Below are 22,893 nucleotides of genomic sequence, written 5' to 3'. Positions count from 1 at the left end.
CTGCGTAAGGCCGAGGATCTCGCCGGCGCGCGTGAAGCTCTGCTCGCGTGCTACGGCCAGAAAGGTCTCGAGTTGATACAGCTCCATCGAGATTACTCCCAGGCATCACGCTCAGCGCGAGGATGCATTTCGATTATACTTCGCCCGAGGTCGCCAGTCCGAAGGCGCCGCCCCCCTCGCCGCGACCCTCCTGGCACTCCCGTGGTGCTAGTCACCGTGCCACCCTTGGCGGCCGTGTTGGCGGGCCCTCGGGGACACGAACTCCACGACCGCCTGGTACGGCGCCCTGAGGGAAGCGCCTGGTACGCCTCTGGCGAGCCTGCACGCCGGAGTCGACGGGCGCCCGGGCCTCGATGTTAGTCCTTGCGATTCGAGGGCTGCTCCGCCTCCCGCAGGAAGCGCAGCACCGTCTCGTTGAAGACGTCTGGCTTCTCGAAGTAAGTGGAGTGGCCCGCGCCCTCGATCACCCGAAACCGCGACCCCGGGACGATGCGGTGACACATCTCGATCATGTCCGGCGGCGTGACGGTGTCCTCTGAGCCCACGAGATAGAGGATTGGCACGCCGCTCGCGGCCAGGCGCTCCGCCGTCGAGCCGCGGAAGCCCGGCGGCAACGCAAGGAAGTCGCGCGGCCGCGGCGGGTTCAGCCGGCCGATGGCCTGGTAGAGGAACCAGAGGTCTGGATGCTCGCGCTTGAATGACGGAGCCACGGAGTGCGGGCCCAGGCCCTGATGCCCGCGCGCCGCCGCCGCCTCCTCCTGCCGGGCGCGGATGGCGTCGTCCACGGCGCCGCCATTGGTGCCCGAGAGCACGAGGGCGCGGCAGGGGATGTGCGACCGCAGGGCGAGCGCGATACCGACGCGGCCACCCATTGAGTGGGCGACGACCCGCACGTCCTCGACGCCCAGGTGTTCGAGGAGACCGATGACGTCGGACCCGAAGGACGAGCGCCCCTTGCCGTCGATGTCGTGGCTGCGCCCGAAGGCTCGCGCGTCGAAGGTGATGCAGGTGTAGTGCTCGCGGAAGAAGGGGACCTGCTGCCACCAGACCAGGTGGTTGCCACCCTGCCCGTGCGCGAACAGGAGCGCCGGCCCGCTGCCATGGACCTCGTAATAGAGCTCGATGCCGTTTACCGGGAGGAATGGCACGCAGCGAATTTAGCAGGCAACGCCCCCAAGAGAGAACGCGACGGGTGGGCAGGGTATCCGGCGAGGGAGGTGACTTCGTCCCCCTCCCGCCTCCTTTCTGCCGGCCCGGAATGACGGCGCTTCGCGGCTTCGGCCCTCCCCCTGACGTTAACGATAAGGGCAGTTCGTGTTACGCTGCGCTCAGGCCCTATGCGCGAAAGCAAGGGCACTTCTTTGGGCCCGCAGTGCGGGCAGCGCGGGCGACCGCGGCGAAAGGCTAGAGAATGCCGGAGATCATCCCGGGGCTTTACCAGCTAAAGGTACCAATCCCGAACAACCCCATCGGCTACGTGCTCCCCTACCTGATCGAGATGCCGGGAGGCTACACGCTCATCGACCCCGGCTGGAACGCCGACGAGTCAGTGGATTCGCTCAAGCGCCAGCTCGCAGACCTGGGCCTCGGCTTCAAGGACATCAAGCGCGTCATCGCCACGCACATCCACCCCGACCACTACGGGATGGCGGGCCGCATCCGCGAAGAGGCGGGCTGCGAAGTGCTCCTCCATGAGCGCGAGGTCGGCTTCATCCAGTCGCGTTATACGAACCCCGGCCCCCTGCTGAACCAGGTCGGCGACTGGCTGGCGAAGCACGGCATCCCCAGAGAGGAGCGCCAGGAGCTGCAGTATTCCAGCATGCCTGCCCGCCGCTTCGTGCAGGAGACGCAGCCCGACCATACCCTCGCCGACGGGGAGTGCCTGCGGATCGGCAGACTCGAGTTCCGGGTGATCTGGACGCCGGGCCACACGCCCGGACACATCTGCTTCTATGAGGAGAAGCAGGAGCTAATCCTTACCGGCGACCACATCCTGCCGACCATTTCGCCCAACGTCAGCCTCCACCCCCAGTCCGACGCCGACCCTCTCGGCGACTACCTGCGTTCGCTCAAGAAACTCCGCGGCCTTCGCACGAAGAAGGTCCTGCCGGCGCACGAGTACTCCTTCGACGACCTCGAAGCGCGGCTCGATGAGCTGGAGCACCACCATGAGGTCCGGCTTCAGGAGATGATCGACGCCATCAAAGGCGGGGCGCACACCGCCTACGACATCGCCCGTCACGTCACCTGGGCCACCGGCAAGTTCGAAGACTTTACGCCCTGGATGCGCCGCTCCGCGGTCGGCGAGACGCTCTCTCACCTGCGCTACCTGGCGAACGAAGGGCGCCTCACCACCTGGGAAGAGAACGGCGTCGTGTACTGGGGCCTGCCCTAGACTCGCCTGCCGCCAGGTCGCCGAGCCCAGAGCGGGGGAGCGTCGCTTGCCTTGCACTCTGGACTCGCGCTCGGCCCTCGTCTAACGAATCGCGCCGTATGCGAGGCCGGCGGCCGCGCCGGCGGCGATCAGCCAGGCTGAGTTCACCCGGAAGCGGATCAGGGCGATGAGGGACGCCAGCGCCAGCGCGGCCGTGAGGGCGTCTACGATGGCGTCGTTGGCCAGGCGCCAGGTCACGCCGCCCATGAGCCCGATGGCCGCCACGTTGACTCCGTCGAGCAGGCTGGAAGCCCAGGGAGACGCCCTCAGGCGGGTGACGAAGGGGCTGATAGCGGCCACGAAAAAGAACGACGGCAGGAAGATCGCGACCGTGGCGAGGACGGCGCCCTCGAAACGGCCGACTACGTAACCGACGAAGGTCGCCGTCGTGAAGACGGGGCCCGGGGTCATCTGGCCGATGGCGACCGCGTCCAGCAATTGCTCCTGCGTCAGCCAGCCCAGGCGCACCACGAAGTCGTTTCGGAGGAAGGCCAGCAGCACGTAGCCGGAACCGTAGAGGACAGCCCCGATCTTCAGGAAGGTCAGGAACAGCGTGAGGGCGCTGTACCCGGCGGGACTGGCGGCCACCGTCGCCGTCAGCAACGGCAAGCCGGCGGCGATCGGCGGCGCCGCGGCGCCCGCCCCCAGGACACTGGGAATTCTCCGGCCGTTTTCGACCAACAGGACTAGCGCCCCTGCGCCGAACAACAGCAGCAACTCGCTGGCCCCTGCGAGGTAGAGGGCGAAGACCGCCACGCCGGCCCCGGCGAGGAAGGCCTTCTTCACCGCCGTCCGCAGCAGCCCGTACAAGGCCTGCAGCACGATGGCGATGATCACGGGCTTGATGCCATAGAGGAGCCAGGTCGCCGCGGGACGGGTGCCGTACTCTACGTACGCCCAGGCCAGGCCGAGCACCATCAGGGCAGCCGGCAAGATGAAGCACACTCCGGCGGCAATGAGTCCGCGCCAGCCCGCGCGCAGGAAACCGACGTGGATCGCCATCTCCGTCGAGTTCGGGCCGGGGATGAGGTTCGTGGCGCCGAGGAGGTCGAGGAAGCGCTGGTCGTCAAGCCAGCGGCGCCGGTGTACGACCTCCTCGCGCATCATCGCGATGTGCGCGGCTGGCCCTCCGAAGGCGATGGCCCCGAGCTTCAGATAGAGCGCCGCAACTTCGGCGAGTGAGCCGGGCTTGGCCTCCTGAAGATCTTGCGGCCTCATGCCTGGCAGGAGGCAGACGCAGCGGCTGCCGCGCGTTGTAGACTCGCAAAAACGCCCGCGGAGCAGTGCGAGCTTGACTTCGTCGCCAGCAGTCGCCGGCCGCTACCTCGAATCGCTGTCATACGCGGATTATCGCCGCCTGTTCCTCTCCACGTCCGGCGCCGGCCTCGCGAACTGGACCCTGATCGTGGGTCGCGGCTGGCTTGCTTACGAGCTGACGGCATCGTCGACGTGGGTAGGTGTGGTCTCCTTCGCGGGATTCCTGCCCTTCGTCCTGGGTCCCATTGGCGGCGTCCTCGCGGACCGGTATGAGCGCCGCCGGCTCGCCGCCGCGAGCACGGCCTTTGGCTTCGCCTTCAGCCTCTTGCTCGCGGTCCTTACGCTTGCCGGCGCCATCGAAGCATGGCAGCTTGCGCTTCTAACCGTCGCGATGAGCCTCCCGCGGGCGGCGGAGCTGCCAGCGCGCCAGGCGCTGATCTCTAACACCGTGCCGGAGGCGGCCTTGGTAAACGCTGTCTCGCTAAGCAGTGTCGCGACCTTTGGCACCCGCGCGGTCGGCCCCGCAGTCGTCATACCGATGATCGACACCCTCGGCGTGGAGGGCGTGTTCTTGCTGGCCGCCGGCTTCTACGCGCTCTCCAGCCTGGCCGTGTTGCGCATCGGCGCCTCGGTCCTGCCGGGCTCGGCCCGCAGGTCGACCGCCCTGGAAGACCTTCGCGAAGGCCTTGCCTACGTGCTGCACACGCCTTCCGTGGCCACGCTCATGCTCCTTGTCATGTTCCACTGCGCCCTGACGATGTCTTTCGACTCGTTACTGCCCGTCTTCGCCGTGCAGCGTCTCGAGTCCCATGGCGGCGCGAACTTCAGCATGCTCGCCATGGGCGTGGGCGCCGGCGCCCTTGCCGGCTCGCTGTACACCGGCGGCATACGCGGCGCTTCCGCCGGACGGATGCTGCTGCTCTTCGCCGTGGTCAGCGGCCTCTCGCCGATGCTGATGGGCCTCCCGATGCACCTGATGAGCCTCCCCGTGGCCCTGGCCGGGACTTTTACAATGGGCGCCTCTCAGGCGGCATTCATGGCCCTCTGCGGCGCGATGGTCCAGTCCGCCGCACCGGACGCGCTGCGGGGACGGGTCATGAGCTTCTACCTGCTCTTCGCCGGCGGCCTCATGGCCTGGGTGAACCTGATCAATGGCGCCCTGGCGGACATCTGGCACGTGCCTTTGCTGTTCCTGGCGCCGGCCGCGCTTTACCTGGCCCTTCTCGCCGGGATGTACGTGGTGCGCTTGCCGCTGAGGCACATCTTTCGCGACGGGAGGCTGGCCGCGGTCCGGACCGACCTCGTGGCCGTGCCCTGAGGCACGCTATTTGATCACGACGACGAACCCCGAGGCCTTCAGGTCCTCCCACGTGACCGTGCGGTCGAACACGAGATTGTTGCGCTCGTCGTAGGCCCGGATGCGGTCGGGGAGCAGGCTCTCCTTCGTCGTAATGCGCTTGCTCTCAGTGGGGGCAAGGGTGGTCAGCAGGAAGTCGTCGTTGGTCACGGTAAGGCTGAGGCCGGTCTCGTTCTTGTAAGTTACCGGAGTCCCCTGTGGAGTCGTGCAGGCAAGGAGGACGGCGGCCGTCGCCGCCAGGAGCAAGACGGCCAGTCGAGCCAGGCGAGATGCTCGAAACACGAGGGCGGCGCCGCGGCCGTTAAGGTAGCGAGCGCAGGTATTTGTCGATCGCCACCGCGGCCCGGCGACCGTCCGCCAGCGCCGTGACCACGAGGTCGGCGCCGTTGACGTTGTCGCCGCCGGCGAAGACGCCCTTGCGGCTCGTCTGGCCGGTCTCGCGGTCGATCTTTATCAGCGCCCAGCGGTCGGCCTCTAGGCCGATGGTCCGCTTGGGGATCAACGGGTCGGCGTTGTAGCCGATGGCGATCGCCACGGTATCAGCCTCGATCAGGAACTCGGAGCCCGGTACGGGGACCGGCCGTCTGCGGCCCGACTCGTCTGGCTCGCCGAGGGCCATCTTCTGGCACTGCACCGCCCGCACCCGGCCCTCCTCGTCACCGAGGAAGCGCAGCGGGATCGTGAGGAACTCGAAGTTCACGCCTTCCTCGCGGGCGTGGATCCGCTCCTCGACGCGTCCCTGCATCTCATTCTCGGTGCGCCGGTAGACGCAGGTGACCTCCTGCGCTCCCAGGCGCACGGCTGTGCGCACGCAGTCCATCGACGTGTCGCCGCCGCCGATCACCACCACCCGCCGCCCTACGCGCATGGGCTCACGCATGTCGGCCGGCAACTGCTCCGGCTTCAGGTTGCCGCGGACGAGGAACTCCGTGGCCTGATAAACGCCCTTCAGGTCCTCGCCAGGGATGGCCAGCCGCCCGCCTACGGGCGCGCCGGTGCCGACGAATACGGCATCGAAGCCGTGCTTGTCCATGAGGTCGTCGATCGTTATGTCGCGGCCTATGACCGTGTTGCAGATGAACTCCACGCCGCACTTGCGCAGGTAGTCGATCTTGTCGTCGAGCACCGACTTGGCCAGCTTGAAGTTGGGGATGCCGTAGAGCAGGATGCCGCCCGGTTCCGGCCAGGCGTCGTAGACCACGCAGCGGTGGCCAAGTAGTACGAGCTGCTCCGCAACGGCGAGGCCCGCCGGCCCGGCGCCTATGATCGCCACGCTCCGGCCCGTGGGCGCCGGCAGGGGCGGCGGGTTGAGGCCGACCGTGCGCCGCTCGTAGTCGGTTACGAACGACTCCAGCTTGCCGATCGCCACGGGCGGCTGCGGCGGCATGCCCGGCCGGATCGCGAAAGCGACCACGCACTCGCCCTCACACAGCTTCTCCTGCGGGCAGAGGCGGCCGCAAAGCTCCGGGAGGTTGCTCGTCTCCCTGAAGACCCGTGCCGCGCCGATAACATCACCCTTCTCGAGGAGGGCGAAGGCGCCGGGGATATCGTTGTGGACAGGGCAGGCCTGCTGGCAGGGCGCCGTGGGGCACTGGATGCAGCGAGCCGCCTCCACCTTCGCGGACTCGAGGTCGAAGCCGAGGAAGACCTCGTCCCAGTTATGGACGCGGGTCTGCGGGTCTTGCTTTTTGATCGGCTGGCGCGGGATCTGCAGCCGGCGCCTGACATCCAAGCTCATGTGCCTGCCTCCTGCCCGGGTGAGGCGTCGGGTAGAACGAGTCTAGCGTCCCCGGCCGCGGGATGTAAACGCGGCTCTCTACGGCGCTAGATACCCGGTACTCGGGAAGGGTGGCCGGCGGCCCGGGGATCGTGAGGGCTGGCGGCTGGGGCGCTACAAGCGGAAGCGCGCCAGGTCGTGCGCCACGAGGACGCCATCCAGTTCGAGCGGCGGCGGGAAGCCATCGAGGTGGGTGACGATCGTCGTCGCCTTCTCGGAGGCCTTCTGGCGGACAACGGCGACGTCTTTCTGGCTCATGTGCACCGGGTCGCCGCCGTTGGAGCAGTCCATCACCAGGACCTCTGCTCCCGGCGCCAGGCGGAGCAGGCCATCACAGAGCTTCGAGTCGCCGGAGTACATCAGCGTCCGGCCCCCGACATGCGCCCTGTAGGCGAAGCACTCGAGCGCGGCTACGTGTTCGACCTTCGCGGCCGTGAACTCGATACCGGCGGCCTCACACTCGAGGCCGTCCCGCACCTCGATGTAGCGGCGGCGGTAGGCGTTGGGGCGGACCGGCATGCCAGGGAACCCGGTCTCGAAGAGCGTCTCGGCGCGCTGCTCGACCCCCGGAGGGCCGGCGATGATCAGGTCCTTGCGGCGCTCCCGGCGCCAGAATTCCAGAAAAAGAAACGGCAACCCGAAGAAGTGGTCGCCGTGGAAGTGGCTGATGAGGATTACGTCGATGTCGTCCGGGTTCGTCTTGGAGCGGCGCAGTTGCTGGAGGACGGTTGGGCCCGAATCGAAGAGGTAGCGCCCATTGAGGACGAAGGAGTTGAACGCGCTTCCCTCCGCAGCGAACGCGTTACCTGTGCCGAGGAAGAGAAGCTCGAGTGTTTCCTTGTCCCTGTTTGCCACCTACCGTGGTACCCCCTTCGCCCTCGATAGGTGTAACCCACCGACCGAGATATCGGCACGAACACGGCCGATCTTAAGGGCGCCAGGCATCACCATCTATTAAGCACTTCACAATGGCTATGCCTTAGGCCAACAATGTAGCAGAGCGCCTTTGCATGCAAGAACACGAACAGGTCTTCCTGGAGCTTCCGCTCCTCGCAAAACTGCCACGCGACGACCTTCGCGAACTCGCCGCCATTGCCCGGGTACAGACCTTTCGTACCGGCGCAGTGATCTTCCGTCAGGGAGAACCGGGTGATTCGCTGCACGCCATAGTCGAGGGCGCCGTGCGAATCGACGTGGTGGCGCCGGGTGGCAACGAGACTACGATGGCGATCCTTGGCCCCGGCGAATGTTTCGGCGAGCTGGCGATCCTCGACGGCAGGCCGCGCTCGGCCAACGCCATCGCGAACCAGCCAACCCGGACGCTCGTGGTGACACGAAACGACTTCATCCGCTGGCTTTCGGACAAGCCGAAGTCTGCGCTGCTCCTCCTGGAGACCCTGAGCTTGCGACTGAGGAGCACCAATGAGGCTTTCGTGGACCTGGCGTTCTTCGACCTCTCCCACCGACTCGCCCGAAGGCTCCTCAGGCTCGCCGAGCCGAAGGACGCGGCCGGCGTGGCCCGGCCGGGCGCGCGGGTCACCACAACCCAAAGCGCGCTCGCCTCGATGCTCGGGGTGAGCCGCGAGAGCGTCAACAAGCAACTCGGCGCCTTTGCCGCGAAGGGCTGGATCGAGGCCGGCAGGGGCTACGTGGAACTGAAGGACCCGCAGGCCCTGCGAGAGGTCAACTGACGCTCTGGCTTCGGCCTTGCCGGCGTCGTCGGGCTGTAGCGCCTTGCCCGCATGTCCTATCCTCTACACGCTAGAAAGGACAGCCATGGCATCCATCAAGGTGAACGGGACCGAAACGGAGGTCCCAGACCCTTCGCGCAACCTCCTCAGCTTCCTCCGATACGACCTCGGCCTCACGGGCACGAAGTACGGCTGCGGCGAAGGCCTCTGTGGCGCCTGCACGGTCCTGGTCGACGGCCGCCCCTTGAAGGCCTGCATGACCACTGCCGGCGCCGTCGCCGGAGGCTCCGTAACGACGATCGAGGGGCTGGCCAGCGACGGTCGCCTCCATCCGGTGCAGCAGGCCTTCGTAGAAGAGTCCGCCATGCAGTGCGGGTACTGCATCCCCGGCTTCATCATGAGCGCCGTGGGCCTCCTCAACCGCGACCGCAGCCCCAGCCGCGAGCAGATCCGCGAGGCGCTGGCGGAGAACATGTGCCGCTGCGGCACGTATCAGCGCATTCAGCGCGCCGTCGAGAGGGCGGCCGCGACCATATCCCGAGGTGTCAAGTGACCCAGGTAGCTCTCCCGACGGAAGGACTCCGGATCGTCGGACAGGTGGCGATGGGCTTCCCGCCGGCCCCGAACACCTTCCGCAGCGTCGCTTACGCGAACACCACGCCTCCGGCGCCGACCGCCACCTGGCTGCGCGTCGGCCCGGACTCGCGGGTCACCGTCTACGCGGGCAAGGTGGAGTACGGCCAGGGCATACGCACCGGCCTTGCCATCGAAGTCGCGGACGAATTGCGCGCTCCCTTGGATGCGGTCGAAGTCATCCTCTCTGACACCGACCTCGTGCCCTGGGACATGGGCACCTTCGGCAGCCAGTCCACGGCCCGCGTTGGCCTGCAGCTGCGCCGCGCAGCCGCGACGGCGCGCGAAGCGCTTCTGGAGCTTGCCGCCAACCGGTTCGACCTTCCCGTGAGCGAACTCGTGGCTGCCGACGGGGCCGTATCGCCGCGCCACGACCCTTCGCGGCGGCTCACCTACGGCGACCTCGTGGCCGGACAGGAACTCTCGCGCGAGATTGCCGAGGACGCCAGCCTCACTCCGGCAGACGAGTTCACCGTCATGGGGAGGCCTCAGACGCGCGTCGACGCCGTCGAGAGGGTCACCGGCCGCACGAAGTACTCGCAGGACATCCTGCCGCCCGGAGTCGTGCACGCGAAGATCATCCGCCCGCCCTCCTTCCGCGCGAAGCTCATCGACGCCGACCTCTCGATCGCCGAGCGCCTGCCCGGCGTCGTCGCGGTAATTCGCGACGAAGACCTGCTCGCGGTGCTCGCGGAGACGGACGAGCAGGCCGCCTTCGCCGCGCGCCTCGTCCAGGCCCGCTGGGAGGAGCAGCAGGGCCAGCCCTCGCGCTTCGACATGCCTCGCCTGCTTGTCGAGACAGCCCGCGAGCACATGACCACCCAGGACGTCGGCTCCCTCGAGCAGGGTTTCAGGCAGGCCGACCAGATACTGGAAGCGAGCTACTACGTCCCGTACATCTCAAACGCCCCCATGGAGCCCAAGGCTGCCGTAGCGGTGTGGGAGGGCGACCATTTGACGCTTTGGGCGGGCACCCAGCGCCCCTTCGGCGTGCGTTCGGAGATGGCGCAGCGCTTCGGGATTCCCGAGAACCAGGTGCGCGTGATAACGCCTGACGTCGGCGGCGGCTTCGGCAGCAAGAGCTACTATCCAGTCGCCTTGGAGGCTGCGCGGCTGGCCCGGCTTGCGGGCAGGCCGGTGCGCGTCGCCTGGACGCGGGAGGAGGAGACGGTCTGGTCCACCTTCCGGCCGGCCGCCCTCATCCAGGTCAAGAGCGGCTTCAAGGACGACGGCACCATCGTCGCCTGGGAGTTCACCGCCTACCATGCCGGCGAGCGGCCGATGATCGGGCGCCGGGGCTCCGAATCCCCCTACGACATCCCGAATACGAAGGTCGTCGTCGCGGCGGGCGATAGCCCCCTTCGCGCCGGCTCCTATCGCTCCCTCGGCGGCGCGGTGAACCACTTCGCCCGCGAGGCCCACATGGACGAAATCGCCGCCGCCGTCGGCGCCGACCCCGGGGAGCTTCGCCTTCGGCACCTCTCGCACCCCCGCTTCCGCCGGGTGCTGGAGACGGCGATGGAGCGCTTCGGTTGGCAGAGCTCGAAGCCTCCCTCCGGCCGGGGCGTCGGCCTCGGGATCGGCCTCGACGTCGGCAGCTATGTCGCCCTCTGCCTCGAGGTCGACGTCCAGGGCAACGAGGTGCGCCCTGGACGCGTGGTCTCCGCCCTCGACTGCGGATTGGTGGTGAACCCGGAGGGCGCAAAGAACCAGACGGAGGGCGCCATCGTCATGGGCATGGGCGCCGCCCTCTACGAGGCGATCGACTTCGAGAACGGGCGCCTGCTGAACTCAGGCTTCGCGCGTTATCGTGTGCCGCGGATCAACAATGCGCCAGAGATCGAGGTGCACCTCGTCGGTGACCCGGCGACGCCGTCGACGGGCGCCGGCGAGCCCGGCATCGTACCAATGGCCGGCGCGTTGGCCGCCGCCGTCTTCGACCGCACGGGCCAGCGCATCCGCGAGCTCCCGATCCAGCGCCACCTCAGCTGAAGGGCAAGCGCACCGGCCGAGCGGCTACCTCGCCGCGAACACCTCGCGTAGCTCGTACGGCACCGTGGTCGCGATCTGGTCGAAGGTGCAGGCCTCCGGTGGTTTGTCGTGCCGCCAGCGCCGGAAAGTAGCGGCGTGCCGGAAACGCGGCCCCTGCAGGTAGTCGAACGTCACCTCGCAGACCAGCTCCGGGCGCAGGCGTACCCAGTCGGCGGGGTCCCGGCCTGCCGCGCGTGTCCAGCGGCTGACGGCCCCCGGCGTCCGGCCCTTGCCGAAGCCGACGCCGCCGTCCTCCACGACGTAGGGCGCCAGAAAGTCGACAAGCTCGCGCTTCTCCTTGGCCTTGAAGCTGGACGTGTGTCCCACGAAGTGGAAGACGCCCCTCTCGTCGTAGAGGCCGAGGAGGAGCGAGCCAACCGACTTCCCTTCCTCGCCGCGGTTCCAGCGGAAGCCGCCGACCACGCAGTCGACCGTGCGGAGATGCTTCACCTTCACCATCGAACGGACGCCGGGGCGGTAGGGCTCGTCCCTGCGCTTCGCGATCACCCCGTCGAGGCCCGCGCCCTCGAAGCGCTCGAACCAGTCACGGGCCTTGGCGGCGTCGTCGGTGGCCGGCGTTACGTGCACCGGCGGCCCGGCTTCGCCGAGCAGCTTCTCCAGGCGTCGCCGGCGCTCCCCGAAGGGCGCCTGGCGCAGGTCCTCCTCGCCCTCCGCTAGCAGGTCGAAGGCAACGAAGGACGAGGGCGTCTGCTCCGCCAGCATCCGCACCCGCGACTCCGCCGGGTGGATGCGCAGCTGCAGCGCGTCGAAGTCGAGGCCGTGCTCGGTCACGATCACGACCTCGCCGTCGGCGACGAGGGGCTTCGGCAGCACTCTCCGCAGGCCTTCCTCCAATTCCGGGAAGTAGCGTCCCAGCGGCTTGAGGTCCCTGCTCTGGAGGTAGAGATCGGTCCCGTCGTAGAAGACTAGGCAGCGAAAGCCGTCCCACTTGGGCTCGTAGAGCCACTGAGGACCGGTGGGTATCTCCGGCTCCAGTTTCGCGAGCATGTGCTCCAGGGGTGGCTGAAAGGGAAGCTTCAGGGCCATGGCGCCATCATAGCCCCACGCTGTCCGCTTGCCCGAGGCTGACGGGCGAGGGCCGTCCTGCAACCTTGAACCACCGCTCCCGGCCTCCGGCGGCAGGGCAACCACGGATTCGGGGCAGGCTCTCGATGCCTGAAGCTGCGCCGCGCCGCGCGTCTAACCTCCGCCGGACCGGCCCGCCTGGTCTGCCCGCGGCTCCACCATCGCGGCAGGGTCCAGCAGCTGGTCCAGCTCCAGGTCCGTGAGGCCCGTGCGCTCCCGCGCCACCTCGCGCACCGTGCGGCCGCTCTCCGCGGCCTCCTTCGCGATCGCCGCGGCGGCGTCGTAGCCGATCCGTGGGGCCAGGGCGGTGGCGATGGCGAGGCCGCGTTCCACCAGCTCGGGCCCCCTGGACGTCGCTTTGAGGCCGGCCACGCATTTGCTCGCGAAGTTGTCCGCCGCCGCCGCCAGGAGGGTAATCGACTGGAGAAGGTTATAGGCGGCCACCGGCATCATCGTGTTCAACTCGAAGTAGCTGCCCTGCGCCGCCACGCTGATCGTCGCGTCGTTCCCGATGACTTGCGCCACCACCTGGATCACTGACTCCGGTATGACAGGGTTTACCTTGCCCGGCATGATGGAGCTGCCGGGCTGGACCTCGGGGAGAATAAGCTCGCCGAGCCCCGCTCGCGGCCCCGAGCCCATCCAACGGATATCGTTCGCTATCTTCCCCAGGCTCACGGCTACCGTCCGCAGCGAGCCGCTGGCCTCGAGCACCGCATCCAGCGTCGACTGCGCCTGGAAGTGGTTCGCAGTCTCCCGTACCTCGACGCCCGCGAGGGCGGAAACCCGCGCGCAGACCCGGGCCGCGAACTCCGGGTGCGCGTTTATGCCTGTGCCTACCGCTGTGCCGCCCAGGGCCACCTCCCGCAGCTGGGCCTTGGCGTGCTCCAGGCGAAGGATGCCGTAGGCTACCTGGCCCGCGTAACCGCGAAACTCCTGCCCGAGGCGGATCGGCGTAGCGTCCTGGAGGTGGGTGCGGCCGGTCTTGATCACGCCCCAGAACTCTTTCGCCTTCCCGGCAAGCGCCTGGCGCAGGTTGTCCAGCGCGGGTTCCAGTCGCGATTCGATCTCCATCAGCGCGGAGAGGTGGATTGCCGTCGGGATCACGTCATTGGAAGACTGGCACATGTTGACGTGGTCATTCGGGTGCACCGCGCGGCTGCCGATGCCCTGGCCCAGGAGTTCCGAAGCGCGGGCTGCAATGACCTCGTTCGCGTTCATATTCGTGGACGTGCCGGAACCCGTCTGGAAGATGTCCACGACGAAGTCCGCGTCGAGCAGCCCGTCCGCGACCTCCTGGGCGGCGTCTATGATCGCCGCCGCCAACCGGGGCTCTAGCAGCCCGAGGTCGCGGTTGACCTCGGCGGCCGCCAGCTTGATGAGGCCCAGGGCGCGGATGAATGACCTCGGGAAGCGCAGGTCGCTGATGGGGAAGTTGAGTACGGCGCGCATAGTCGAGGCGCCGTAATAAGCGCGGGCGGGGACCTCCATCGGCCCCATTGAGTCGCGCTCGGTGCGCGTTTCGCCGTTGTTCATCTGGGCGCTCCTTGCCCCCGAGAGTCCATCGTACAACGCTGAAAGCCTCCCTCAGGCTCTGCTACTCGCAATGCAGCCGCAAGGGCCGGAAGATAGGGACAGGAGGCAGGGATCAAGGGGGCAGGAACAGGGAGGCTGGAGGCAGGAAGTAAGGACGAAGCACGAGGAAGCGAGGCAGTACGGTCAGGAGGTGTCCAATGCCCATCGAGTCGATCAACCCGGCAACCGAAGAGGTGCTGGCGCGCTTCGATGAAGCGACGCCGGCCGAAGTCGAGGCCACGCTCGCCCGCGCCGAGGCCTGCTTCCGGGAGTGGCGACGGGCGAGCATCGAGGACAGAGCAGCCCTGATGCGGGCAGCGGCTGCCTACCTGCGGCGGGAGAAGGGGCGCCTTGGCCTCTTGATCACGCTCGAGATGGGCAAGCCGATTACGCAGGCAGAGGCCGAGGTCGAGAAGTGCGCCTGGGCCTGCGACTACTACGCCGAAAACGCCGCCGCCTTCCTCGCCCCGGTCCGCCGCGAGAGCGCGGCCAGCGAGAGCTACATCGCCTTTGAGTCTCTTGGCCCGGTGCTGGCGGTCATGCCCTGGAACTTCCCCTTCTGGCAAGTCTTCCGCTTTGCCGCCCCCGCGCTCATGGCAGGCAACGTCGGCATCCTCAAGCACTCGTCGAACGTGCCGCAGTGCGCGCTGGCAATCGAGCGCGTGTTCCGCGAGGCGGGTTTCCCGGAGGGAGCGTTCCAGACGCTGCTCGTTGGTTCGCGGGCGGTCGAAGCCATCATCGCCGACGAGCGCGTCCGAGCCGTGACCCTTACCGGCAGTGACGCCGCCGGCTCGAAGGTCGCTGAGGCAGCAGGCCGGGCCCTGAAGAAGACAGTGTTGGAGCTCGGCGGTTCCGACCCGTTCGTCCTGCTCGGGGACGCCGACATGGAGGCGGCGGTCCGCGCCGGAGTGACGGCCCGGAACCAGAACACTGGCCAGAGCTGCATCGCCGCGAAGCGCTTCATCGTGGTCGAAAGCCTGGCGGACGAGTTCGAGGCCAGGTTCGCGGAGGCCGTCTCCCGGCTGCGCGTCGGCGACCCCGTGCAGCGCGAGACTGAGGTGGGGCCGCTGGCCCGGGCCGACCTTCGCGACGACCTCGCCGGACAGGTCCAGCGCTCCATCGAGGCCGGCGCCCGGGTCGCGTGCGGAGGTCACGCGCCCGAGCGCCGGGGCTACTTCTACCTACCCACCGTCCTGACCGCCGTAGAGCCGGGGATGCCGGCGTTTGACGAAGAGACCTTTGGGCCCGTCGCCGCCGTGGTGCGAGCCCGCGATGACGCCGAGGCCATCGCCCTCGCCAACCGCTCGAAGTACGGGCTGGGCGCCAGCATCTGGACGCGGGATATCCAGCGCGCGAAGGCTATCGCACGCGAGGTCGAGGCGGGATCGGTCTTCATAAACGGCATGGTGGCTTCGGACCCGCGTCTGCCCTTCGGGGGCGTGAAGCGCAGCGGCTATGGCCGCGAACTGAGCGAATTCGGCATCCGCGAGTTCGTCAACGTCCAGACGGTCTGGGTCGGCCCCGCGCGCGAGGAGCGCAAGACGAGCGAGTAAACGCACGCCGCCGCGGTGCGCCTGTTAGTCAGGCCAGCTGTCGCTCTGCACGACCTCGACGCCGTCGGCGTGGTCGACATGCGCCCGTGTGCGCCCGTGAGAGTGCAGGAACGTGAGGTCCACAGCGCCACGCCCCACTCGCAGGCCGCGCAGCGAGACGCGGCCCAGCCAGTGCGGCAGCCGGGGCCGCACGAGATAAAGCTTGCCGTTGGGCGCGTCCGGCGCGAGCCCGAGCATCGCGGCCAGGACCATGAGCACGGCGCCGGCGGCCCAGGCCTGAGGCCGGCAGGCCACCGGATAGGGTACGGGCGGCTGGTGCATGGAGCGCGGGTGCCCGCCGTACACCTCCGGCAGCCGGAAGGACGGCAGCGAGACCGCCGCGTCGAACATTGCCGTGGCGATCTCGTTCGTCTCCTCGTCAAAGCCGTGGCGCTTCAGCCCGGCGGCAATGATGGCGTTGTCGTGCGGCCATATCGTCCCCAGGTGGTAACCGACGGGGTTGTAGGCGGGGTTGTTGCTCGCGAGGGTCCGGATACCCCAGCCGGAGAACATCTCGTTGCTGAACATCTGGTCGCGCACCGCCTCAGCCTGCTCGTCGGTGAGGATGCGGCTCCAGAGGACCTGGCCCGCGTTCGAAGCCAGGGCCGCCGGACGGCCAGCACCGTCCAGGGCCATGGGCACGAGGCGCCGGTCGGCCAGCCAGAAGTCCTCACGGAAGCGCCTCATGAGCGCAGAAGCCTCGCGCCGGCATTCCTCCGCCTGCTCGGGCTCGTCCAGCGCCGCGAAGATGCGCGCCAGCCGCCGCAGGGCCGCGTAAAGGTAGCCCTGGACCTCCGCAAGGGCGATCGGGCCCTCGCACAGCGAGCCGTCGTCGTGGACCACGCAGTTCTCGGAGTCCTTCCAGCCCTGGTTGCGCAGGCCCGTCGGGCTGTCCGTTTGATATGTGAGGTAGGCGCCATCCGCTACGCCGAACTCGCGCACCCAGCGGAGGGCGGACGCCAGGTTGGGGCGCAGGGCGCGCATTGCCGCCAGGTCCGCCGTCCACTCGTAGTACTCGCCGGCCAGCAGCAGGAACAGCGGCGTGGAGTCCACGCTGCCGTAGTAGCGGCCGTAAGGAAGCTCGCCGATGGCCGACAGCTCATCTTTGCGGAGCTCGTGCAGTATCTTCCCCGGCTCCTCGGCGGAGAACGGATCGATCCGGCTGCCCTGGTACCTGGCGAGGAGGAAGAGGCACTCGCGCGCGAGGTCGGCGCGGTACGGCAGGAGCTGTGACGCCGTGATCAGGCTGTCGCGGCCGAAGAGCGCATCGAACCAGGGCGTGCCCGCCGCGAAATACCGGCCGCCGGAGGGGTCTTCCGATACGAGCATGCGCAAGTCGGTGAAGCTGCGGCCGAGGACGCGGTTGAATACCTCGTTGTCCGTCTCTATCGAGGTGAAAGTCTCCTGCCAGCGCGCGTAGTCCTGGGCGGCGCGATGGAACCGTACGCCGGGGGCCGAAGGCGCGCCCTCCGCCTCGACGAAGGCCTGCAGGCGCAACTCCACCGACTGGTGCGGGCCGAGCTCGATCCGGTAAGAAGCGTGCGAGTCCGTGAGATGGTCCGGGGGTGTGTCGAAGAGCAGCCGCGTCGAGCGCAGGACCCCATCGGCGCCGGTGTAACGGAAGATCACGGACTGCCGGTCCACTTCTGGTCTCAAGTGGTGGCCTGCATGGGAGCGGACATGGCCGCGCACTTCGAAGATGTCGGCGAAGTCGGCGCCGAAGGCGTAGCCTGGCTCGGCGACTACAGGGAAGGGGTTGTAGTTCGTGATGCGCAGCCTCTCCTCGAGGCCGCTACCCACGGTGAGGCTGCGGGCGGCCTCGACCGTGCAGCGCCCGATGACCCATCCCTCTCCCGTAACCGCTTTGTGGTTGCCCAGGACCTGCTCCAGGCTGTGGCCGGAGTCAGAAGTGGACAGGAGGACGACGGGGTCAGCGCCGCTGAGCGTGAAGTGGTACGTCGAGAGGTGGCGGGTATCGCGATGGTACAGGCCCAGGCCGCGCTTGTTCCCCGCGGGTACCCGTCCGGCGTAGTCGGTGAGGAGAAACACGCCCCCTTCACGCACGATGTGGGCGTCACTGATGCTCTCGACGCCGCCGAAGACGTCGGGCAGGTACTCCCAGCTACGAGCGCGTGCAGGTTCGGTCAAGAGGAGCCCGGGTCGTCCGCATCAGGATGGCGCGCACAGATCATGCCACTGCCCGGGGTTGTGCAACAGGCCCATCATCAGCCGGAAGGCACGCCGTCGCGCGCAATGCCCGGATGGCCCCAACCGGCACGAAGGTTGGCCTCATAGATCTACCGCCGGAGGGGCGCGGCGCTGCTGCTCTCACGCCACACCCTGCCGGCAAGACGCTTGTCGCCCGGTGATGGGCGGAAATGGCTCCTACCTGATGGCGATCCCCGGGGCCACGCGAAGCCGGTTCTCGATCTGGGTGTAGCCTGCCTCGCGCACCGCCGCGGTCGCGCGAGCCTTGGCCGCATAGCTCGGCGCCACGCCCTGGATGCGGACCAGCTGGCCAGACACGGACACGCCGACCATTTCGAAGTCGCACTCCATAGTCTTGCACACCAGGTTCGTGAGGTGCCGCTCGAGCGCCGCGAGCTGTGTGTTGTAGGTGCTACTCAAGGGCAACCCTTCCTTCGCTCTCCGCCTCGATGATCTCCTCGTAGAGGCGCAGGTAGTTGTCGGCCAGCGCGGCCGGGCCAAAGGACTGCTCGACGTGACGGCGGCAGGCATGCGCGTCTATCGCGCCGCACGCCTCGATCGCCTCCGCCATGGAGGCCACATCGTCGACGAGGTAGCCGGTGCGTCCGTGGTCGATCAACTCCGGCGCTGCCCCTCGCCGGAAGGCAATCGCCGGCGTGCCGGAGGCCATCGCTTCGATCATCACCAGGCCAAAGGGCTCCTCCCACTGGATTGGGGCCAGGAGGCAGCGGGCGTCTCTGAAGAGAGCGCGCTTGAGCTCGCCGCCCGCCTCGCCCAGGAACTCTGCTGAGGCGCCGTCAAGGCGTGGCCGCACCTCGGCTTCGAAGTAGTCGCGCTCGTCCGGCGCGCCTATCTTTCCGGCGAGCAGGATGCGGACCCCTGCCCGCCGCGCGGCCTCGATCGCGAGGTGCGGGGCCTTCTCCGGGGCGAAGCGCCCGATAAAGAGCGCGTAGTCCGACTTCCTCTCCGCGAACTCATAGGCATCGAGGTCTATGCCATTGTGGACTACGCCGGCGTAACGGGCCCGGGGCAGGCAGGGCAAGGCGCGGTACTGCGCGCTGCTGATTGTGTTGTACCAGCCCCGGTAGTGGCTCCAGATGAACTCGGTCTCCTTGGAGAGGTTGTTGTGCAGCGTAGACAGCATTGGCGCCGGCGTGAGATGGCTGAGCGCCATCCCGAGCTCGGAGGGCGGACCGTTGTGGTTGTGGACAATGTCGAAGTCCGCGGCATCTCTCAGAGCGAAGGTGACGTGCATCAGGGAGTACTGAAGCGCTTCGTCAGTGAGCCCGGCCGGCCGCAGGCTACGCGGGAAGTAGGAGCGAAGCTCGGCGGACGAGCGAGAGTCGCCGGAGGCGCAGAGGACGACTTCGGCGCCGCGCCGCACCAGTTCCTCTGTCAGGCAACTGACCACGGTCTCAGTGCCGCCATAGGCAGGCGGCGGCACGGTCTCCCAGATGGGAGCAAGCTGCAAAATGCGCAAAGGGGCCCTTCCTCTCGGGACTGAGCCCAATCATGCCCGAAGGCCCCCGATCGGGACGTAACACCGCCGCGGGCAATTGTTACAAGAACGTATACGAGGCCGGCTGCCATCTGGTGGGCCTCTGGAAGCCGGGGCAGCGGCCCTGGCGAACTGGACCCCGGCGCTGGCGAAAGGGCGGCCTGCGTCTCGCCTTGACGGCGGTTGGCGCGTGCCTGGAGGGCACGGGAGGCTGGGACCGGGACGTAAAGGCGCGCGCGGATGGCTACCTGTGAAGCGCATGTCTGCGTATAATCAGGGCGCCCGATTAGACCCCGCAGAGAACAAGAGGCCAAGGAGCGAGAGCATGCGACTGACGGATACGCCTGAAGAAGCCGCGTGGCGGCAGGAAGTCCGCAACTTCATCAAGGAAAACCTGCCCAGGGAGCTACGTGGCGCCGATGACGAGGGCTTTGGCGAAGGGCCCATCGCCCGGAACCGGCGCGACGAAGAAGAGCTGCGGCGCACGCGCGCCGGCGGCGAGGGCTTCCGGCGGGAGAGCGGCCCCCTGGCGGAGTGGCGCAAGCGCCTCTACGAGCGCGGCTGGGTGGCGCCCGCGTGGCCCAAGCAGTACGGCGGCGCCGAAATGACCGTCATGCAGCAGTTCATCCTCAGCCAGGAGATGGCCGAGGCGGGCGCGCCGCAGGTCGGTGGCATGGGCATCTCGCTGGCAGGGCCCACCATCATCGTCCATGGCACGGACGAGCAGAAGGCGGAGCACCTGCCGAAGATCCTGTCCGGCGAGACCCGCTGGTGCCAGGGGTTCTCCGAGCCCGGCGCCGGTTCGGACCTCGCCTCGCTGCAGACTCGGGCGGTCAAGGACGGCGACGACTACATCATCAACGGGACCAAGATCTGGACGTCCGGCGCACAGTACGCGAACTGGATGTTCATGATGGCCCGCACCGACCCGGATGCACCCAAGCACCGCGGCATCACCTACTTCCTCGTCGACTTCACCAGCCCGGGCATCACCCTGAAGCCCCTGGTGCAGATGACAGGCGCCGCGGGCTTCAACCAGGTCTTCTTCGACAACGTGCGCGTCCCGGCGAAGAACATCGTCGGTGAAGTGAACCGCGGCTGGTACGTCGGCACTACGACGCTGGACTACGAGCGCTCAGGCGTCGGCGCCGCGATCACCGCCCGCAAGTCCGTCGAGCGGCTGGCGAAGTTCGCGCGGGAGACCCGCGACAAGGACTACAACACCCTCCTGCGCAATCCGAAAGTCCGCCTCGAGATCGCGGACCGGATGGTGGAGTGCAACGTGCTGGAGATGCTCGTCTACCGCATCCTTCACCTCCAGAACGTGGGCATGATCCCGAACTACGAGGCCTCGATGGGCAAGCTCTACCGCTCGGAGCTTAACCAGAGGATCGCGGCCACGGGCATGAAGCTCATCGGCCTCTACGGCCTCAACTACGACCCGCAGTCGCCGTACGCTCCCAACCGGGCCCAGTACCCCAGGAGCTACCTTGGCAGCGTCTCCGGCACCATCGCCGCGGGCACGAGCGAGATCCAGCGCAACATCATCGCCCAGCGCGGCCTGGGCCTGCCGAGGGACTAGCGCCGGTAGCTGGCAAACAGCAGTCGGAACGAAGGGCCGGTGATCCCGGCCCTTCGCACATCTCCCGAAACCCGCCGCGCTGTCAGATCGCGGCTGCGAAGGCATCCGCCGCGGCAATGTCCTTTTCCCAGCCGCGCCCGTGGTCCTCGAGCGTCCAGAAGGCCTCGAGGACGCAGCGGGCCACGCCGGCGAGGCGCAAGGCCTCTCGCTCCAGGCCCAGCGCCTCCGCCAGCGCCGCGACGTAGCGCGCGGCGATCTTTCGCCACTCCGCGGGGTCGAGCTCCCGCCAGATGACGTTGAGGATCATCTGCATGGCGTCCAGCGCCGGCGGCCCGATGACGCCGTGGGGGTCGATGGCCAGCCACGGTTCACGCTGAGACGCGAGGATGTTCGCCTGATGCAGGTCCTCGTGCAGGACCAGCAGCGGCCCTTCGGCTTCGAGGTCGCGCATGATGGCCCTCGCGGCCTTCACCCGCCGGAGAGGGAAGCCATCGCGGGCGAGCGCCGGCGCCACGGCCTCCATCCGTTCGAACTCCTCGGCGGACCTCAGAAGGCTGGAACCGGCAGGCGGCGCCCGCCAGAGGCGTCGCATGATAGATGCCGTGATCTCGATCTGGCGGCCCTCGTCTGCGAGCCGCCAGAGGTCCGTCCCCGGCTCCGCTCGCTCGAGGAGCATGGCGCGCGCATCCATCTGCACACGAAGGAGCCGCACGGCCCCGTCTCCGTCGTAGAGGCGGAGCGCCTCGACCTCAGCGGCGAACTCGCGGTCGTCAGGGGACCACACCTTGAGCACCACCGGCGAGCCGTCGGGAAGTTCGGCCGGCGCCACGTAGTTGTAGCTCAGGCCGGGGAAGGGCGCGCCGAGCCGCAGAACCCAGTCGCGCGCCAACGCTGCCACGAGAGCGGGCAGGGCCTCCCGCCACGCCCGTCCGTGCACGGTCCGCGTCGCGCGCTCGAGCTGCAGGTCCGAAGGTACCGCCCTGGACTGGCCGCCGAGCACGCTCGCATGGTAAGGGAGAGCGGCCCCGGTGGCCTCTTGCCGGAGACCTAGTCTCTCGGCGGCACGCCTAGCACGCCGACTAACGTCAGCCCCCCGTCAATGATGATGTTCTGTCCGATGATCATTTCTGACTCGGGCCCGCAAAGCCAGGCGACCACGTTCGCGACGTCCTGGGGCGTGACGTAGCGGCCTGCCGGGGAGGCCTGCCGCAGGGCCTCACCGTAGGCATCCGGCAGGGCAGTGACGCCGCTCGTTTCCTCTACCCAGCTCGGGCAGACGCCGTTCACGCGGATGTTCTTCGGCGCCAACTCGACGGCGAGGTAGCGAGTTAGCGTGTCCAATGCGCCCTTCGTGACGCCTACAGCCGCGTAGCTCGGCATGTAGCGCTGGGCGCCCAGGCTCGTCATGTTGACAATCGCGCCGCCCCCGCCCCGTTCCATCAGCGGGACCGCGGCCTTGGCCGCGAACCAGGGGCCGAGGACGTTGACCTCGAACGTGTTTCGGAGGTGGTTCGGCAGCGAGGCCATCGCGCTCCGCGGACGCTGCAGGCCGCGGGCGGCGCTATTCACCAGGATGTGCAGTTCGCCCCTCTGCTCCCGGACGCGTTCGAACATCTGCTGGACGGCGTCGAGGTCCCCCATATCGGCCTTGAGCGCCGCGCCGCCGCTACCCATCGCCTCCAGTTGCGCCACCACCTCTCTCGCCTCGTCCTCGCTGCGGACATAGTTGACGAAGACCCAGGCGCCGAGCGAGCCGAGCTTGAGCGCAATCGCCCGGCCGATGCCGCGCGAGCTGCCCGTGACGAGCGCGACCTTCCCTTGGAGGGGCTTCTCTGCCACGCATGCGATTGTAGTCCCGGCACTCCTTCGGAGCCAGAGACGACTCCGGCCGGCCGCGCGCCGGGGAAGCCCGTGAACCGCCTCGTACTTCCGCCCAGGACCCCTACGCTGACGCGCCGACCTCCGCCGCTCACTCATCCTCCGGTCGGAGCTGCGGCCCAAAACCCCTGTTCCTCGCCCACCTCCGACAACCGACCCCCATCCACCATCCTCTTTCGTCCCTCCCTCCGTGTATCCTCCGGCCATGGAGCTCGAAGGCCGCGTTGCCCTCGTCACCGGCTCTACCGGCCGCGGCATGGGGCGCAGCATCGCCCTCACGCTGGCCCGCGAGGG

At 68.1% G+C, this 22,893-nt stretch carries 20 protein-coding genes; 7 read left to right on the top strand and 13 right to left on the bottom strand.

All coding sequences use genetic code 11. From position 1 onward, the window contains the following. Positions 1 to 87 (bottom strand): LysR family transcriptional regulator (locus VNN10_00205; GenBank protein HXH20423.1); only part of this gene is annotated, 87 nt, incomplete at its 3' end. Between the two features lie 269 nt (positions 88 to 356). After that, the gene (locus VNN10_00200) at positions 357 to 1,148 is read right to left on the bottom strand and encodes an alpha/beta hydrolase (GenBank protein ID HXH20422.1); all 792 of its coding nucleotides are present in this window, start codon (positions 1,146 to 1,148) and stop codon (positions 357 to 359) included. Positions 1,149 to 1,411: 263 nt separating this feature from the next. Here VNN10_00200 and VNN10_00195 point away from each other — a divergent pair, with 263 nt between their 5' ends. After that, the gene (locus VNN10_00195; GenBank protein ID HXH20421.1) at positions 1,412 to 2,395 is read left to right on the top strand and encodes an MBL fold metallo-hydrolase; all 984 of its coding nucleotides are present in this window, start codon (positions 1,412 to 1,414) and stop codon (positions 2,393 to 2,395) included. 81 nt (positions 2,396 to 2,476) lie between these two features. On the opposite strand, the gene chrA is transcribed toward VNN10_00195, so the two are convergent. Continuing rightward, complete coding sequence (gene chrA, locus VNN10_00190) at positions 2,477 to 3,652, bottom strand: chromate efflux transporter (protein ID HXH20420.1); 1,176 nt, start codon at positions 3,650 to 3,652, stop codon at positions 2,477 to 2,479. A 73-nt stretch (positions 3,653 to 3,725) separates the two neighbouring features. On the opposite strand from chrA, the gene VNN10_00185 reads away from it, so the two are divergent. Beyond that, positions 3,726 to 5,009, top strand: a complete 1,284-nt coding sequence (locus tag VNN10_00185) for an MFS transporter (protein ID HXH20419.1) — start codon at positions 3,726 to 3,728, stop codon at positions 5,007 to 5,009. Positions 5,010 to 5,015: 6 nt separating this feature from the next. On the opposite strand, the gene VNN10_00180 is transcribed toward VNN10_00185, so the two are convergent. From VNN10_00180 to VNN10_00170, 3 genes are all read right to left on the bottom strand, one after another. Beyond that, complete coding sequence (locus VNN10_00180) at positions 5,016 to 5,294, bottom strand: hypothetical protein (protein HXH20418.1); 279 nt, start codon at positions 5,292 to 5,294, stop codon at positions 5,016 to 5,018. Between the two features lie 55 nt (positions 5,295 to 5,349). After that, complete coding sequence (gltA, locus tag VNN10_00175) at positions 5,350 to 6,786, bottom strand: NADPH-dependent glutamate synthase (protein ID HXH20417.1); 1,437 nt, start codon at positions 6,784 to 6,786, stop codon at positions 5,350 to 5,352. 153 nt (positions 6,787 to 6,939) lie between these two features. Beyond that, positions 6,940 to 7,680 (bottom strand): MBL fold metallo-hydrolase, encoded by a 741-nt coding sequence (locus VNN10_00170; protein HXH20416.1) that lies wholly within the window; start codon positions 7,678 to 7,680, stop codon positions 6,940 to 6,942. A 155-nt stretch (positions 7,681 to 7,835) separates the two neighbouring features. Between VNN10_00170 and VNN10_00165 the strand changes: the two genes are divergently transcribed. From VNN10_00165 to VNN10_00155, 3 genes are all read left to right on the top strand, one after another. Continuing rightward, positions 7,836 to 8,516 carry a Crp/Fnr family transcriptional regulator gene (locus VNN10_00165; GenBank protein ID HXH20415.1) on the top strand — a complete coding sequence of 227 codons (681 nt, stop codon included), beginning with the start codon at positions 7,836 to 7,838 and terminating at the stop codon, positions 8,514 to 8,516. 85 nt (positions 8,517 to 8,601) lie between these two features. Next, positions 8,602 to 9,069 (top strand): (2Fe-2S)-binding protein, encoded by a 468-nt coding sequence (locus VNN10_00160; protein ID HXH20414.1) that lies wholly within the window; start codon positions 8,602 to 8,604, stop codon positions 9,067 to 9,069. Continuing rightward, a complete protein-coding gene (locus VNN10_00155; GenBank protein HXH20413.1) occupies positions 9,066 to 11,141 on the top strand; it encodes a molybdopterin cofactor-binding domain-containing protein in 2,076 nt (691 codons plus the stop codon). Before VNN10_00160 ends, VNN10_00155 begins: the two co-directional genes overlap by 4 nt. Before the next feature lie 24 nt (positions 11,142 to 11,165). Here VNN10_00155 and VNN10_00150 read toward each other — a convergent pair whose 3' ends face one another. Together VNN10_00150 and VNN10_00145 are read right to left on the bottom strand one after the other, a co-directional pair. Beyond that, positions 11,166 to 12,227, bottom strand: a complete 1,062-nt coding sequence (locus VNN10_00150) for an ATP-dependent DNA ligase (GenBank protein HXH20412.1) — start codon at positions 12,225 to 12,227, stop codon at positions 11,166 to 11,168. Positions 12,228 to 12,380: 153 nt separating this feature from the next. After that, on the bottom strand, positions 12,381 to 13,802 hold the full coding sequence (locus VNN10_00145) for a class II fumarate hydratase (protein HXH20411.1): 1,422 nt from the start codon (positions 13,800 to 13,802) through the stop codon (positions 12,381 to 12,383). Positions 13,803 to 13,999: 197 nt separating this feature from the next. On the opposite strand from VNN10_00145, the gene VNN10_00140 reads away from it, so the two are divergent. Further along, on the top strand, positions 14,000 to 15,394 hold the full coding sequence (locus tag VNN10_00140) for an NAD-dependent succinate-semialdehyde dehydrogenase (protein HXH20410.1): 1,395 nt from the start codon (positions 14,000 to 14,002) through the stop codon (positions 15,392 to 15,394). Between the two features lie 24 nt (positions 15,395 to 15,418). Here the strand turns inward: VNN10_00140 and VNN10_00135 are convergent, their stop codons facing one another. The 3 genes from VNN10_00135 to VNN10_00125 all read right to left on the bottom strand — a co-directional run bounded on the left by VNN10_00135 (position 15,419) and on the right by VNN10_00125 (position 19,121). Then, positions 15,419 to 17,581: a glycogen debranching N-terminal domain-containing protein gene (locus VNN10_00135; GenBank protein ID HXH20409.1), complete on the bottom strand. Its 2,163-nt coding sequence runs from the start codon at positions 17,579 to 17,581 to the stop codon at positions 15,419 to 15,421. Between the two features lie 237 nt (positions 17,582 to 17,818). Further along, complete coding sequence (locus tag VNN10_00130) at positions 17,819 to 18,061, bottom strand: hypothetical protein (protein HXH20408.1); 243 nt, start codon at positions 18,059 to 18,061, stop codon at positions 17,819 to 17,821. Further along, positions 18,054 to 19,121 carry a glycosyltransferase family 4 protein gene (locus tag VNN10_00125; protein ID HXH20407.1) on the bottom strand — a complete coding sequence of 356 codons (1,068 nt, stop codon included), beginning with the start codon at positions 19,119 to 19,121 and terminating at the stop codon, positions 18,054 to 18,056. The genes VNN10_00130 and VNN10_00125 overlap by 8 nt, the downstream gene beginning before the upstream one ends. A gap of 343 nt (positions 19,122 to 19,464) precedes the next feature. On the opposite strand from VNN10_00125, the gene VNN10_00120 reads away from it, so the two are divergent. After that, positions 19,465 to 20,721 (top strand): acyl-CoA dehydrogenase family protein, encoded by a 1,257-nt coding sequence (locus tag VNN10_00120; protein ID HXH20406.1) that lies wholly within the window; start codon positions 19,465 to 19,467, stop codon positions 20,719 to 20,721. 82 nt (positions 20,722 to 20,803) lie between these two features. Here VNN10_00120 and VNN10_00115 read toward each other — a convergent pair whose 3' ends face one another. Both VNN10_00115 and VNN10_00110 read right to left on the bottom strand, forming a co-directional pair. Next, a complete protein-coding gene (locus VNN10_00115) occupies positions 20,804 to 21,721 on the bottom strand; it encodes an aminoglycoside phosphotransferase family protein (GenBank protein ID HXH20405.1) in 918 nt (305 codons plus the stop codon). Between the two features lie 47 nt (positions 21,722 to 21,768). Then, positions 21,769 to 22,560, bottom strand: a complete 792-nt coding sequence (locus VNN10_00110; protein HXH20404.1) for an SDR family oxidoreductase — start codon at positions 22,558 to 22,560, stop codon at positions 21,769 to 21,771. Positions 22,561 to 22,893: the final 333 nt, after the last annotated feature.

This window comes from Dehalococcoidia bacterium (assembly GCA_035574915.1).
GTDB lineage: Bacteria > Chloroflexota > Dehalococcoidia > DSTF01 > WHTK01 > DATLYJ01.
The sequence above is the reverse complement of the archived record's forward strand: the minus strand, read 5'-3'. Positions and strand labels throughout refer to the sequence as shown.